This window comes from Burkholderia sp. AU33423 (genome assembly GCF_002223135.1).
GTDB classification, from domain to species: Bacteria; Pseudomonadota; Gammaproteobacteria; order Burkholderiales; family Burkholderiaceae; genus Burkholderia; species Burkholderia lata_D.
Genome location: NZ_NKFH01000007.1, coordinates 2,370,388 through 2,384,713 on the forward strand (window position 1 = coordinate 2,370,388; position 14,326 = coordinate 2,384,713).

General features: G+C 66.1%; 15 protein-coding genes. 10 read left to right on the forward strand and 5 right to left on the reverse strand.

Features of this window, described 5'->3' with window-relative positions; genetic code table 11:
• The first annotated feature begins 151 nt into the window (after positions 1-151).
• The 6 genes from CFB50_RS29220 to CFB50_RS29245 all read left to right on the forward strand — a co-directional run bounded on the left by CFB50_RS29220 (position 152) and on the right by CFB50_RS29245 (position 4,570).
• Positions 152-1,039, forward strand: a complete 888-nt coding sequence (locus CFB50_RS29220) for a DUF4261 domain-containing protein (protein WP_069252158.1) — start codon at positions 152-154, stop codon at positions 1,037-1,039.
• 121 nt (positions 1,040-1,160) lie between these two features.
• The gene (locus CFB50_RS29225) at positions 1,161-1,949 is read left to right on the forward strand and encodes a lysozyme inhibitor LprI family protein (RefSeq protein ID WP_069252159.1); all 789 of its coding nucleotides are present in this window, start codon (positions 1,161-1,163) and stop codon (positions 1,947-1,949) included.
• Between the two features lie 150 nt (positions 1,950-2,099).
• Entirely contained in the window at positions 2,100-2,864 is a 765-nt protein-coding gene (locus tag CFB50_RS29230) for an N-acetylmuramoyl-L-alanine amidase family protein (RefSeq protein WP_069252160.1), read from the forward strand.
• Positions 2,865-2,918: 54 nt separating this feature from the next.
• Complete coding sequence (locus tag CFB50_RS29235; protein WP_069252161.1) at positions 2,919-3,308, forward strand: lysozyme inhibitor LprI family protein; 390 nt, start codon at positions 2,919-2,921, stop codon at positions 3,306-3,308.
• A 93-nt stretch (positions 3,309-3,401) separates the two neighbouring features.
• Positions 3,402-3,980, forward strand: a complete 579-nt coding sequence (locus CFB50_RS29240; protein ID WP_069252162.1) for a hypothetical protein — start codon at positions 3,402-3,404, stop codon at positions 3,978-3,980.
• Between the two features lie 50 nt (positions 3,981-4,030).
• Positions 4,031-4,570, forward strand: coding sequence for a GNAT family N-acetyltransferase (locus tag CFB50_RS29245; protein ID WP_069252163.1), 540 nt, complete (start codon positions 4,031-4,033; stop codon positions 4,568-4,570).
• On the opposite strand, the gene CFB50_RS29250 is transcribed toward CFB50_RS29245, so the two are convergent.
• The gene (locus CFB50_RS29250) at positions 4,565-5,485 is read right to left on the reverse strand and encodes a LysR family transcriptional regulator (protein WP_089448454.1); all 921 of its coding nucleotides are present in this window, start codon (positions 5,483-5,485) and stop codon (positions 4,565-4,567) included. The genes CFB50_RS29245 and CFB50_RS29250 overlap by 6 nt on opposite strands.
• 153 nt (positions 5,486-5,638) lie before the next feature.
• Here CFB50_RS29250 and CFB50_RS29255 point away from each other — a divergent pair, with 153 nt between their 5' ends.
• Positions 5,639-6,814 (forward strand): FAD-dependent oxidoreductase, encoded by a 1,176-nt coding sequence (locus tag CFB50_RS29255; RefSeq protein ID WP_069252164.1) that lies wholly within the window; start codon positions 5,639-5,641, stop codon positions 6,812-6,814.
• 26 nt (positions 6,815-6,840) lie between these two features.
• Here CFB50_RS29255 and CFB50_RS29260 read toward each other — a convergent pair whose 3' ends face one another.
• From CFB50_RS29260 to CFB50_RS29270, 3 genes are all read right to left on the reverse strand, one after another.
• Positions 6,841-8,187 (reverse strand): glutamine synthetase family protein, encoded by a 1,347-nt coding sequence (locus CFB50_RS29260; protein WP_069252165.1) that lies wholly within the window; start codon positions 8,185-8,187, stop codon positions 6,841-6,843.
• 152 nt (positions 8,188-8,339) lie between these two features.
• Positions 8,340-8,897: a helix-turn-helix domain-containing protein gene (locus tag CFB50_RS29265; protein WP_069252166.1), complete on the reverse strand. Its 558-nt coding sequence runs from the start codon at positions 8,895-8,897 to the stop codon at positions 8,340-8,342.
• Positions 8,898-8,914: 17 nt separating this feature from the next.
• Positions 8,915-10,204 (reverse strand): NAD(P)/FAD-dependent oxidoreductase, encoded by a 1,290-nt coding sequence (locus CFB50_RS29270; RefSeq protein WP_069252167.1) that lies wholly within the window; start codon positions 10,202-10,204, stop codon positions 8,915-8,917.
• A gap of 284 nt (positions 10,205-10,488) precedes the next feature.
• On the opposite strand from CFB50_RS29270, the gene codB reads away from it, so the two are divergent.
• From codB to CFB50_RS29285, 3 genes are read left to right on the forward strand one after another with little or no spacing between them, the layout of a single operon-like run.
• Positions 10,489-11,784, forward strand: a complete 1,296-nt coding sequence (codB, locus tag CFB50_RS29275; protein WP_373452976.1) for a cytosine permease — start codon at positions 10,489-10,491, stop codon at positions 11,782-11,784.
• A gap of 44 nt (positions 11,785-11,828) precedes the next feature.
• Positions 11,829-13,082 (forward strand): cytosine deaminase, encoded by a 1,254-nt coding sequence (gene codA / locus CFB50_RS29280; RefSeq protein ID WP_089448126.1) that lies wholly within the window; start codon positions 11,829-11,831, stop codon positions 13,080-13,082.
• 40 nt (positions 13,083-13,122) lie between these two features.
• Entirely contained in the window at positions 13,123-13,800 is a 678-nt protein-coding gene (locus CFB50_RS29285; protein WP_069253010.1) for a TetR/AcrR family transcriptional regulator, read from the forward strand.
• 72 nt (positions 13,801-13,872) lie between these two features.
• On the opposite strand, the gene CFB50_RS29290 is transcribed toward CFB50_RS29285, so the two are convergent.
• Positions 13,873-14,295 (reverse strand): glycine zipper 2TM domain-containing protein, encoded by a 423-nt coding sequence (locus CFB50_RS29290; protein ID WP_069252170.1) that lies wholly within the window; start codon positions 14,293-14,295, stop codon positions 13,873-13,875.
• Positions 14,296-14,326 lie beyond the last annotated feature (31 nt).

Genomic DNA, 14,326 nt, shown 5'->3' on the forward strand with positions numbered 1-14,326 from the left:
CGCGATCGCCGCGCCGTCCCGGCATGCACCGCGCATTTGCCAGATTCGCCGAACCCGGGGAAACTACGGGCGGCCGTCACCCCGACGGCGCGCCCCGACCGAGAGAACGGGGCACTCCTCCCTGAAACGGCTTCGACACGAACATAATCCGATGAGCCTGATTTCCCGATTCTTTGGCCGCAAAGACGAACCCGAAAACCCGGTTGCGCTGGTCGCGGCGCCCGACGTCGAGCATCCGCTGAGCGTGACGGTCGTCTTCGACGGCCCGCTGCAGGTTGATATCGCCGCGCTGACGGCCGCGCTGCGCACGTACCACCCGAGCATGAAGCAGGCGCGCGTCGAGACCGAGCCGACACTGGAGCAGGTATTCGGGCTCGCCGGCTGGGGCAGCCACGTCGTCCGGCTCGTCGGCTTCGACTCGCCCTATCCGTCCGAGGCCCTGGAAGCGTGTGTCGCGCCGGCCCACTACGGGCAGGACCTGAAGCAGCAGGTGCGCGCGAGCCGCAGCCACGTGATCCTCTACTACGCCGGGCACGAAGCGAATCCGCTCGACCAGTATGTCGCGCTGGCGGCCGTGGCCGGCGCGCTCGCCGAACAGAACGGCCTCGCGGTGCTGAACGAGCACGCGCACACGTCGCTGCCGGCCGGCGTCTTCAATGCGAAGGAACTCGGCGAGGAAAGCCTCGAAGTGCTGCGGGATATCCCGTTGAACCTGTTCTTCTGCGGCTTCGTGAAATACGAAGTCGAAGGCGTCGAAGGCGTGTGGATGCGCACCTATGGCGCCGACGTGTTCGGCCTGCCCGACTTCGCCGCGCTCGCGCAAGGTCATCACGAAGGCGAACGCTACTCGGGCATCTTCAACAACGTGATGCACTACCTGCTGGAAAGCGGTGCGAGCATGCACGCGGGCGAGACAATGCAGATCGGCGCGGAAACGTTCATGAAGCTGCGTGAACCGCTCGAGCACGAGTATTACCTGCAAGGGCCCGCGCAGGTGCTGGTGGCCGAGCTGATCTCGGCGAACGAAATCAATCGCTGATTTCACCTCGCCGTATCTCGCTGCACGGCGCACGGGTTCAAGGCTTCACGAACCGCGTGCGCCGCTGCGTCACGTGACGGCGGCGTGACAGCCGCCATTCCAACCCGATGAGGAGCGATCCATGTTCGGTATTCGCCTGGGTCTCACGCTGGCCGCCATCGGCCTCTCGCTGTCGGCCCACGCCGACAGCATCGACTGCTCGCGCGCGAAGACGCGCACCGAGCGCCTGATCTGCAGCGACAAGGCGCTCGTGTCCGCCGACAGCGCATTGGCAAGCGCCTACTACGGCGCGATCGACATTGCAGCCGACCAGCAGGCCGTCGTCCGGTCGCAACGCGCATGGCTCGCGCAACGCGATGCGTGCGCCGATGCAGCCTGTATCGCCACCGCTTACCGCGACCGTACGGCAGCGCTGAAACAAGTGAAGCACGCGGGCTGGAAAACCTATCGCGATCCGGCGCTCGGCATCTCGTTCGAGTACCTCGGGAACCGCCAGATCAAGAAACCGTGCCCTGAAATCGGCGGCGACCGCTGCGTCGCGATCGTCGGCCGCAACATGACGAACAGCACCTATTTCATCGCGTTCGAGATCGTCGATGGCGCGCTCGAACCCGTTGCGGAAAAGGAAGCCGGCTTCGAGCGGCAGGACGACGGCAAATGGATGTCGACGTACGGTCGCGGCACGCCGCAAGCGGTCGAACGCTTCTCCGGCGTCGGCTGGCGCGGCATGCGCGCGACGATCACGTGCGGTATCAGCGATCCGGAAACCGGCTTCCACGCGGCCGGCGGCGACTGCTACTGGGCCGTGCTGAGCAACGGCAAGCGCGCGGCCGTCGCGAATACGCAGGGTATCGTCGGCACCGACGACGCGACGATGCACAGCGTGTCGTCGTTCCGGTTCGAGCGCTAACAGGCATCGCGCGACGCGCGTCCGCCCGGGAAGGAATCGACGGGCCGGCGCCGCCGCCACCCGCTATAATCGCCCGACATTCCGACTGCCTTGAGCAGGCCGACGGTGCCGCGCCGTCCGACGCGCCGTATGCCCTCCTCGACAACAACAATGACGAACCGAACCATCCGACGCCTTCGCCCGCTCGTGCGCGCCGCCGCGCGCGTGCTCGCCTGCGCCCCGCTGCTCGGCGCGCCGCTGGCGCTGCATGCGGCCGACACCTCGGCCACCACCGGCACCGCACCCGCCTCCGGGCGCTACATCGTCGTCGACACCGGTCATACGCCGGCGCACCCGGGCTCCACCGGTGCGAGCGGCCGCGTCGAATACCTGTACAACCTCGACCTGTCCGCGGCGGTTGCCGAGAAACTCTCCGCGCATGGCGACCGCGTGCTGCGCACGTCGGCCGACGGCCGCGAGATCACGCTCGACCAGCGTTCGACGCAGGCGCCCGACGCGAACCTGTTCGTGTCGATCCATCACGACTCGATGCAGCAGCAGTTCATCGATGCAGGCCGGCAGCGCGAATTCCGCGGCTTCTCGGTGTTCGTGTCGGAACGCAATCCGCACTATGCGGAAAGCCTGCGTTGCGCGAAGGCGATCGCCGAGCGGCTGGTCGCGTCCGGCGAGCGGCCGTCGCTGTATCACGCGCAGCCGATCCGCGGCGAGAATCGCCCGCTGATCGACCCGCAGCTCGGCATCCACCGCTTCGACGATCTCGTCGTGCTGCGCACCGCGCCGATTCCGGCGGTGCTCGTCGAGGCTGGCGTGATCGTCAATCCGGACGAGGAAGCGCGGCTGGCGCGCCGCGAGACGATCCAGAAGCTGTCCACCGCGATCGCCGGCGGCATCGACGCGTGCACGACACCGCAATAAACAACGATCACGCCCGTCGGGCCCAACGGTTTTCACCCAGTCAGGAGCACCACCATGAAAATGAAGCATCTGCTCGCATCCTGCGCGCTGCTCGCGCTTGTCGTTCCGTTCACCGCACACGCCGCCGGCTGCGCGAAGCCGCACAGCGCGTTCGACCAGGTGTACTGCAGCAGCACGCAATTCTCGCAGACCGACCGTGACCTCAACGACGAGTACGGCCGCCTGCGCAAGCAACTGAGCAGCGACCAGCAGGCGACGCTGAAGGCCGGCCAGCTCGCGTGGCTGAAGCAGCGCGACGCCCAGTGCAGCGAGACGCGCAACAACGGCTACCTCGTGGATCTCCAGTGCGCGACCGACATGACGCAGTCGCGCCTGTCGTTCCTGCGCGAGCGTGAGCGCGAATGCACGAGCACGGGTTGCGTGACGTCGAAGCTCGGCGACTAAGGGCGTCGTGCGTACCGCGCCGCGAAACGTTTCGCGACGCGGCGCTTCATGCGCTTGCGATCCCTGCGCTTCGGCACCACGAAAGGAGCAGCGATGCGACATGAATTCTCCGAAGTCCTTAACAATCTGGTCGACTACTTTCTCGTCGGCGATCTCCTGCTGCTGAAGCGCTTCAAGGAACGGCACGGGCTGCCGGACGACGTCGCGACGGCGTTCACCACGAGCGACAGCGGCGACCGCGCCGTGCTGGAAGGCGTCGTCGTTCCGCTGGCCGGCATCGAAAACCATCCGTACACGGTCATCTTCACGCTGGATGGCGACACACCCGAATTGCTCAAAGCAGGAAGCCGCCTGCAGCATCGGCGCGGCGGGTACGTGCTGCGCGTCGAACATGGTTCGATCATGCTCTACACGTGGCGAATTCTCGAACGCTTCAACGACACAACGGTCAATGCGCTGCTCGCGCGTTACCGCGAACCGGGCAGGCCCGTGATTGAAATCGACAACGGCTGGTACGACGTCGAGATCCTCGGTGGTGAAGTGCCGCGCAACGGCTGGTTCGAGCCTGCGTTCGAATTCGTGCTGAAGAAAACCGACGTGCCGGGCGATGCATCTCAGCTGGATATCAACTACCGTTTCGCGATAGAAGGCAGTCTGGATCCGGCGAATTGAATCCCGCGCGCGACCGCGCGGCACACGGCAACCGAACAGGCGGAGTACACATGACACCGAACACGATGAACATCGACATCCGCCCTGCCACGCCCGCCGATGCCCCGGCCATCGCCGCCATCCACGTCGCATCGTGGCAGGCCACTTACCCGGGCATCATGCCGGCCCCGTTCCTCGCCGGCCTGTCAGTCGAAAAGCGCACCGCTTCGTGGCGCCATGCGCTCGACGCAGGGCGGCCGCGTGTCGCGCTCGCGCTTGCGGAAGGCGAGCCCACCGGCTGGATCGCGTATGGCCCGACCCGCGACACCGACAAGGATCGCACCTGGGGCGAAATCGAAGCGATTTACCTGCATCCGGCGCATTGCGGGCAAGGCGTCGGCGCGGCGCTGGTCGACCATGCATGCCATGCGCTGCATGACTCGGGCCATGAATGGGTGTCGCTGTGGGTGCTGGTGAAGAACCATCGTGCACGGGCATTCTATGAACGCGAGGGTTTCGTTGCCGAAGACGACATCAAGACGTTCGAGATCGAAGGTACGCCGATCGAGGAACTGCGCTACTGGCGCTCGCTGCCGAAGCAGTCCTCATGACGGCATCGCTACCCACGACGCCAAACGCGCCTGCATCAGCTGCAGCAACTCGCGGATCTTCGCATTGACGGAATTGCGGCTCGAATAGGCAGCCAGCAGTTCGAGCGGTGCAGGCGTCATCTCCAGCGACACGCGCACCAGCTGCCCGGCGGCCAGCTCGGCCGCGCATCCGCGTTCGACGAGAATCGCGAAGCCGATCCCGTTCACAGCCGCCAGCCCAGCCATCTCGCCGCTATTGACGCGATACCGGCTGGCGACCGGAATCTTGTGAATCCGCCCGTCGCCGTCGGCGAACTGCCACGGCTGCCCTTTCAGCGTGCTCAGCGTCGTGATGCACGGCAATTGCCTGAGCTGCTCCGTCCGGGTCGGCATGCCCGTGCGCTCGATCAGCGACGGCGCGGCCACGACGACGCTCGGCAAGCTCACGAGCGGCCTGACGACGAATGCGCTGTCGTCCAGCTTGCCGCGATTGACGATGATCGACAGGTCGATATCGTCGCGCAACGTCGAGACGCCTGCGAGACTCGTATCGCAATCGATTTCGACACGCGGATGGTGGCTCGCGAATTCCGCGACGATGGGCCCGAGCATACGCGGCCCGATTTCGCCGGGTACGCAAAGCTTCAGCACGCCGCGCAGCTCCGTTTGCTGCGAGGTCAGTTCGAATTCGGCAAGCGTCAGCGCATCGAGCATCGGCTTCGCGCGCTCGTGCAGCAGGCGCCCGGCCTCCGTCATGCGCAGGTGCCGCGTGCTGCGCTCCAGCAGACGCACGCCGAGCCTCGACTCCAGTTGCGCCACTTGGCGGCTCACGTTGGAACCGGGTATCGACAGCACGCGCGCGGCGCCGGCAAAGCTGCCTTCGTCGACGACCGACACGAACACGCGCACCGCGTTCAGATCCAGCTTGCTGCGCATCATTATCCCGTTTCAGGTATCAAAGCTCGCCGCTTTTCGCGGCTTATCCCGTTCGGGACCGTAATTTACGATGCGGATCCAGTCAAGGCGTGGCCGCCGACGCGCGAACCCGCGCCGACTCGGGCACGCGCACGAACCCACGGGAGCATCAACATGGATATCGCCATTCTCGGCGCCGGCGTGGCCGGCATGAGCACCGCGCTTGCGCTTGGCCGGCAGGGACACCGGATACGGCTCTACGAACGCAGGCCATCCGAGACGACAATGGGCGCCGGCGTCGTGCTCTGGCCGAATGCCGGCTTCGTGCTCGAGCAACTCGGCCTGCTGCCGGACGTCGTAGCGGTGAGTGGCCACTTGCGCGCGATGCGGTGCATGGACTGGCACGGCACCCCGTTCAAGCGCGTCGACATCGGCGAACTCGACCGCCACATGGGTTACCCGACGCGCTCGATCCTGCGGCGGGACCTGCAGGTTGTGCTGGCGCGGCACGTCGCTGCACACGGCATCGAAGTCTGCTTCGGCCACTGCGCGACGGCGATCGACACCGGCGCCGATGGGCGCGCGGTCGTTCGCTTCGACAACGGCGTGGCGATCACTCCAGAGCTCGTGATTGGCGCGGACGGCCGCATGAACTCCGTCGCGCGACACTACGTGGTCGGCAACGCCACGCCCGTCTATCAGGGATTCGTCAACTGGATCGGCGTGGCGCACAGCGCCGTACCGCTGGTCGACGAAGTATCGATATTCGACTACTGGGGCCAGCGCGAACGATTCGGCATCGTCGCACTGGACCGGCATCGCATGTACTGGGCAGCGGCCCGCGCCGAGGCTGAAATCGACGATAGCGACGATGGGGCGCCAGACGACCCCGGCCCGCTGCTGGAACGGCTCTTCGACGGGTGGCCCGCGCCCATCGCAGACGTGATGCGTGCGACGCCGCCGGGCACCATCGCAAAGATCCGCGTGTACGATCTCGATCCCGTCGACGTGTGGCACCGCGGCAATGTGCTGCTGATCGGCGATGCCGCGCACGCGCCGCTCCCCACCTCCGGACAAGGCGCATGCCAGGCGCTCGAGGACGCATGGCATCTCGCCCGTTGCCTCGACGAGCATGGACAAAGCAACGACCTCGACGCAGCGCTCGCCGCGTTCACGCTGCGGCGCACCCGGAAAACCTCGGCGATCACGCTACGTGCACGCGAGTTCGCTCGCCGGCTGTTCGGCAATGACACGCACGAAGCCGCGCGACAGGTCGATCCGGTCGCAGAAATCGAAGCGCTCGCGAACGCGTGGGGAGCGGGCCTGCCGATGATGCCGGCGCGGGACTGACAAGACGCGCAAGCGACGGCATTCGATCACAGAAACCACCGATACTCCCGCGCCCCGATCTCATTGCGGAAGTCCAGCTCCTCCTGCCGCTTGTTCTCGCAATACACCATCACGAACTCGCGGCCGAGCCCCTCGCGCACGGCCGCGTGATCCTGCATCGACGCGACGGCCGACAGCATCTCCTTCGGAAAGTCGATCCCGCTACCGCGATCCTCGTTGAGCGGCGCGATCGGCTCGAGCTTCGCGTCGAGCCCGTGCTCCATCCCCGTGAGAATCGCCGCGAGCACCAGATACGGGTTCGCGTCCGCGCTCGCGAGCCGGTGTTCGATCCGCAGGTTGCGCGCATCCGACTCGGGAATCCGGATGCACGCATCGCGATCCTCGAAGCCCCAGCTCGCGCGGCTCGCCGCATTCACCATCGAACCGTAACGCCGGAACGCATTGTGATTCGGTGCGAACACGGGCATGCAATGCGGCAGCAGCGCGAGGCAGCCGGCCACCGCGTGCCGCAGCGGCCGCTGCCCGTCCACCGCGAGCAGGTTGCGCCCCGCATCGTCGTAGAGGCTCACGTGCACGTGCATCCCGCTGCCCGGCGCGTGCAGGTACGGCTTGCCCATGAAGCTCGCGCGATAGCCGTGCTGCAACGCGACGCCGCGCGTGCTGCGGCAGAACATCGCCGACCAGTCGGCCGCGCGCAACCCGTCGTCGCAATGCCCGAAGTTGATCTCGAACTGGCCCGGCCCGAGCTCGGCGGTGATCACGGTCGCGTCGATTCCCTGCACGCACGCGACGTCGACCATCTCGTGCAGCACGTCGGAGAAGCGCGACAGGCGCTCGATATGCATGTTCGGCTGATCGTCGCGATCATCGGACAGGCGGTCGCGCGGATACTTCGGCATCCCCTCTTCGAGCTGCGCGGCAAACAGGTAGAACTCGAGCTCGAACGCGACGACCGGCCGGATGCCGCGCCGCGCGAGCCGCCTCAGCACGCGCGCGAGCACCTCGCGCGGCTCGAACTCGACCGGCGCATCGGTGCCGTCCGTCGTGATCAGCATCTGGCCGAGCGGCTGCTTCTCCCAGGTCACCGGCTTCAGCGTGCCGGGGATCAGCCGGCGCACGGCGTCCGGATCGCCGTCGTTGAAACAGTAGTCGCCGATCTTGTAGAGCCCGCCCTGCGTGCCGAGCAGGATGCAGTTCTGCGGCAGCTTCAGCAGCGAGCCGGCCGCCACCTTCTCGAGCGCATCGATCGGGTAGCGCTTGCCGTAGAAATGCCCGGGCAGGTCGAGGCAGATCAGGTCGACATAACGGATCTCGGGATGCGCCTGCCGGAATGCACGGATCTCAGCGACCAGCGCGGGAACGACGTCAGCCATGTCTCATCCTTTCCATGTCTTGTATGGCGGTGCCGCGATGCGGCGAACCGGATTCATGCGGCATGCTCGACAACGAATTCCGCATTTAAATCAGTACTGCAAACATGCTGCGTGGCGCGGTGGCCTGCATCACCGCGCGCCCCGCCGACCACTCAGGTGAATACCCAGATCACGCGCGTCGGCGCATCGGTCAAATTGGCATAACGAAAGCGCTTGTGCGCGGGAAGCTGGAATGCGTCGTTCGGGCCGAGCGTGACGGGCGTATCGTCGCCATCGATCCAGACCGTCAGTTCTCCTTCGAGCACGAAACCGCCCTGCTCGTCGCTGTCGTCGACGGGCCGCTCGCCGCTGCTCGCACCCGGCGCGAGATGGCTTTCGAGGATCGAGAAGCGCGAGCGCATGTTCGGCGACACGAGGATGTCGGTAATGCCGGCCGCGTAATACACGGTGCGCCGCTCGTCGGGCCGCGTGACCCACGGCACGCTGCGCGGCTTGCTCAGGCTGTAGAAATACGTGGTCGGCACGCCGAGCGCCTCGCCGATCGCGGTGAGATCCGCCACTGTCGGGCGCGACAGCCCGCGCTCGACCTGCGACAGAAAGCCGACCGAGCGGCCGATCCGTTCCGCGAGATCGTTGAGCGTGACCTTGCGATGCTTGCGCAGGTCGCGGATCAGGATCGCCAGGCTTTCTATCTCTTCCTGTTCATTCATGGTGGGTTCCGGTGCAGTCAGACGGTATCGCGCAGACGGTACCAGGCCTTGCCGATCGCTTCCAGCGGCGCGGCGAGCCGGTCGCCGCCGGGGAAGCGCGGATTGCGGATGCGCTGGTACTGCGCGAGCAGGCGTTCGTCGCCGAGCACCGCGTCGGCCACCGCGCGCGCACCGGCGAGCGTCGGCAGCACGCCGTGCCCCGAGAACCCCTGCAGCCAGAAACGCTGCCCGTGGCGGCCGATGTCCGGCGTGCGGCGCATGCTGATGTCGATATGGCCGCCCCACGCGTAATCGAGCGGCACGCCGGCCAGTTGCGGGAACACGCGTTCGAGGTGCGGGCGCGTCGCCGCCGCGATATCGGCCGGAATGCCGCCGAGATACGTGCAGCCGCCGCCGAACAGCAGCCGGTTGTCGGGGCTCAGGCGGAAATAGTCGGGCACGAACTGGTTGTCGATCACGCAACTGTTCTGCGGCAGCAGCGAACGGGCGACGTCGGGCGCGAGCGGCGCGGTGGCGACCTGGTACGTGCCGACCGGCAGCAGGCGGCGCGCGAGATCGCGATCGAGCCGGTCGACATACGCGTTGCAGGCCAGCACGAGCACGTCCGCGCGCACTTCGCCGCGTGCCGTGCGGGCGATGTGGCCGCCGGCCGTCTCGCGGCAGTCGAGCACGCGGCTCTGCTCGAAGATGCGGCCGCCCGTGCGCTCGATCGTCTGCGCAAGGCCGAGCGCGAGTTTCAGCGGATTCAGGTGGCCGGCCTCGGGATCGTGCAGCGCCGCAAGATAACGCGTGCCGCCGATCCATTCGGGCATCTCGTCACGGCCGATCACCCGCAGCCGATCGTAGCCCCAGCGTTCGGCCGCCTCGTCACGCGCCTGCTCCAGCATCGCGACACGCCGCGGCCGCACGGCCGCCCACAGGCTGCCGGGCCGGTAGTCGATGTCGAAACCGTGCCGAACGGGCAGTTCGCGCACCTCGGCCGCGGCCCAGCGCATGCTGTCCCACAGCAGGCGCGCGCCGTCGCGGCCGAGCGAATCGTCGAGCGGCTGCATGTCGCACGACCAGCCGAGCAGCGCCTGCCCGCCGTTGCGGCCCGACGCGGCCCACGCGACGCGGCTCGCTTCGAGCACGACGACCCGCTTGCCGGCCAGCGCCAGGCGCAACGCCGTATGCAGCCCGCTGAAACCCGCGCCGACGACGAGCACGTCGGCGTCGATGCGTTCGTCCAGTTCCGGACGATGCGGGATCGGCGCCGGATAGGTGCCGGCGTAGTAGCTTGCGACGTGACGGTCGGACTGCACGAACATGCGGACTCCCGTGAAATTTACGCCGAGAAATTTCATGAAAAATTAGCACGGCAATTTCACGGAGGCAAGCGAGCAAAAAAACGCCGGATCGGCCGATACACGAAACGCCTTGCGCGTGAACCACACCGGCCCGGTGCATGTTCCGGCCATCCATTCGGACGAAATTTTTACCGTTGTAAAAATTTTGGACTGAGAGAATGATGCGCTGAAACAGCGCGTCACCCATCCAAGCACGGCCCCCGCAACCCCATTCAGACCCAACCCAAGCGCTGACGGGAGACAAGATGCCCACGAACCGGGATGCAAGCCCGATGGACGAATCGGATCACGGCGAATTCTCGCTGAGCGAAGTCCCGCGCGAGAAACGCACCGGATTTCTGTCCATCACGATGGTGTTGTTGAGTTTCACGTTCTTCACGGGAACGATGTTTGCCGGCGGCAAGATCGGTGTCGCCTTCGACGTCGTCAGCATGATCCAGATCGCCGTCATCGGAAACCTGTTGCTCGCCGCCTATGCGGCGTCGCTTGCGCTGATTGCCGCTCGCAGCGGCCTGAACGCGGTACTGATGGGGCGATTCTGCTTCGGGGAAGTCGGCAGCAAGCTGTCCGATTTCCTGCTCGGCTTCGCCGAACTCGGCTGGTACGCATGGGGAACCGCGACGGTGGCGATCGTATTGGTCAAGCTGCTGGGTTGGCCGGCCTCCGTTACCACGCCGCTGATGATCCTCTTCGGCTTCGGATTTTCCATCACGGCCATCATCGGCTATCGCGGCATGGATATGCTGTCGCGCGTCTCCGTGCCGTTGATGTTCGTGCTCCTGATGACGTCGATGTGGATCGCCACCCGCGATATCGGCGGGTGGGCCGGCCTCACGCATATCGCACCGTCTCATCCGATGCCGTTCTCGGCCGCCGTGACGATGGTCATCGGCACCTTTGCCAGCGGCGCGACCCAGGCAACCAACTGGACCCGCCTCGCACGCAGCGCGCGCAGCGCCGTCTGGGCCAGCATGATCGGATTCTTCGCGGGCAACGGCCTGATGATCATCGCGGGCGCATACTGCGCGATCGTCTATCAGCAAGCCGACATCGTCGAGGTGATGATGCTGCAGGGCCTGTCGATCGCGGCGGTCGTGATGCTGTGCCTCAATCTCTGGACCATCCAGGGGCCGACGATGTACAACGTGGCGGCCGCCGGATGCCATCTGCTGCGCACCGAACGGCGCCGCACGCTCGTACTCGTGGGCGCGGCGACCGGCATCGTGCTCGCGGTCGGCGGGATGTACGAGTTGCTGATTCCGTTCCTGGTGCTGCTCGGCTCGATCATTCCGCCGGTCGGCGGCGTGATCATGGCGGACTACTGGTACCGCCATCGCGGGCAATACCCGTCGCTTGCCGCCGCCCGCCTTCCGCGCTTCAACCTGGTCGGTCTGGCCGCGTATGCCATCGGTGCCGGACTCGCCTATACCTCGCCGTGGATCGCGCCGATCGTCGGCATCGCGGCGTCCGCCGCCGCCTACATCGTGCTGCTGCAGCTTGCCCGCGCGTTCACGCGCGCGCCGTCCGTTCAGGGTGAATGATTCCGCTGCGCACCCTCCCGCCCCCCCGAACCACAGGAATCCTCATGAAAATCATCAACGCCAGATTGCGCGGCCGTAGCGGCCTCTTCACGATCGACATCGATGCGGGCACGATTCGCGGCATCGACCTCCAGCCGTCGCCGCTGACGTCTCAAGGGGACGACGTCATCGATGCGGGCAGCAATCTCGTCATCCCGCCGCTGGTCGAGCCGCATATCCACCTGGATGCGACGCTGACCGCGGGCGAACCCGAGTGGAACATGAGCGGCACGCTGTTCGAAGGTATCGAGCGGTGGGGCCAGCGCAAGGCCACCATTACCCATGAGGATACGAAAGCCCGCGCCCACACCACGATCGGGATGTTGCGCGACAACGGCATCCAGCACGTGCGCACGCACGTGGACGTCACCGATCACACGCTTGCCGCGTTGAAGGCGATGCTCGAGGTCAGGGACGAAGCACGTGATCTCATCGATCTGCAGATCGTCGCCTTCCCGCAGGAAGGCATCGAGTCGTTCGAGAACGGACGTGCGCTGATGGAACGCGCGATCGACATGGGGGCCGACGTCGTGGGCGGCATTCCGCATTTCGAGAACACGCGCGACCAGGGCGTGAGCTCCATCAAGTTCCTGATGGAGCTCGCGGAGCGCAAGAACTGCCTGGTCGACGTTCATTGCGACGAAACCGACGATCCGCACTCGCGCTTCCTGGAAGTGCTTGCCGAGGAAGCGCGGGTTCGCGGGATGGGCACGCGCGTCACCGCCAGCCACACGACCGCGATGGGTTCCTACGACAACGCGTACTGCTCGAAGCTTTTCCGGTTGCTGAAGCGGTCGGAAATCCATTTTGTTTCGTGTCCGACCGAAAGCATCCACCTGCAGGGGCGTTTCGACACCTTCCCGAAACGACGCGGCATTACGCGTGTCGCGGAACTCGATCGCGCCGGTATCAACGTGTGCTTCGGACAGGATTCGATCAAGGATCCGTGGTATCCGATCGGCAACGGCAACATCCTGCGCATCCTCGACGTCGGCCTGCACGTGTGCCACATGCTCGGCTACGAAGACCTGCAGCGATGCCTCGACTTCGTGACGGAGCACAGCGCCCGTGCGATGTCCCTGGGTGATCGCTACGGTATCGATGTCGGGCGGCCGGCCAATCTGCTGATCCTCGACGCGGATTGCGACTATGAAGTGGTTCGCACACAGGCCAAGGTGCGCTTGTCGCTCCGTGCCGGGAAGGTCATCATGCAGCGCGTGCCTGAACGCATCACCTATCCTGAAGCAGGCACGCGTTGAGCGGGCGATGCCGCGGGGCCGACATGCGGGAGGAAGCATCGTGAGGCACCCGTCCGAGCCGACTGCGGGAACGCCCGGCCGGCCTCACGGCCGGCGTGAAGCGCTGCGCGGCACGCTCGAGGCGACCATTCTCGCCGCTGCCGAGGAATCGTTTGCCATTGACGGATTCGAGGGCAGTTCCGTTGCGACTATCGCAGCGGCCGCCGGCCTGTCGAAGCAGAACCTGATGTACTACTTCCCCACGAAGCTGGCGCTCTACCAACGCGTGCTGGACGACGTATTGCGGGACTGGCTCGGCAGGATGCGGGAGTTTGCGGCGCCCGATCGCGAGCCCGCGGAAGCCATGTCGGCCTATATCCGGGCCAAACTCGAATTCTCCAGAAATCGCCCGCATGGATCGCGGGTGTTTGCGCTGGAGATCATCGGCGGGGCCAAGACCTACGGAAAGGAAATTCGCAAACAGCTGATTCCGGTGTTGCGCGACGACATCCGGGTGCTCGAACGCTGGATCGAGGAAGGCAAGGTCAGGCAGGTCGATGCCGAGCACCTGTTCTTCCTGATCTGGGCCGCCACGCAGGCATATGCGGATTTCGCCCCCCAGATGCTGCTGGTGCTCGGCAAGCGTGCGCTGGGAAACGACGATTTCGACGCGGCTTACCGCACGATCTCGGATCTGGTGCTCAACGCGCTGATCACCGGGGGCGGAAAGACGGATTGACCGCTTGACCGCCTCCGTCGCCCTTCATGCACGGCACCCCGACGCCGTCGACACTCGCCGGGGAACCACCGGTCAGTCGTGCTTGTGGCGCTTCTTGTTGCCGTGGTGACGATCGTTGGAACGCGAGTTGTTGCGCGACACGTGGCCGCCCAGCGCCGCGCCCGCGCCACCGCCCACAGCGGCTCCGACGAGCCCGCCGGCCGTGCCGCCCATCGCGTTGCCCGCAGCGGCGCCTGCGCCGCCGCCCAGTGCGCCGCCGACGATCGCGCCCGTGCGTTCGTGTTTGTTCGACGTCACCGCACCGCCCGCGCCACCACCCACTGCCCCGCCGATCACGGTGCCCGTGCTGCCGCCAATCGCGTTGCCGACCGCCGCGCCGGCAACGCCACCCAGCGCGCCGCCCAGTGCGTTGTTCGTGTCGCCTGCCACGGCTGGCAGCGACGCCACCGCCGCCGCACCCGCCACCACGGCCATCCCTGCCAGTTTCTTCAGCATCTGTCTGCCCTCTCCGCCTTGCGAAATATCG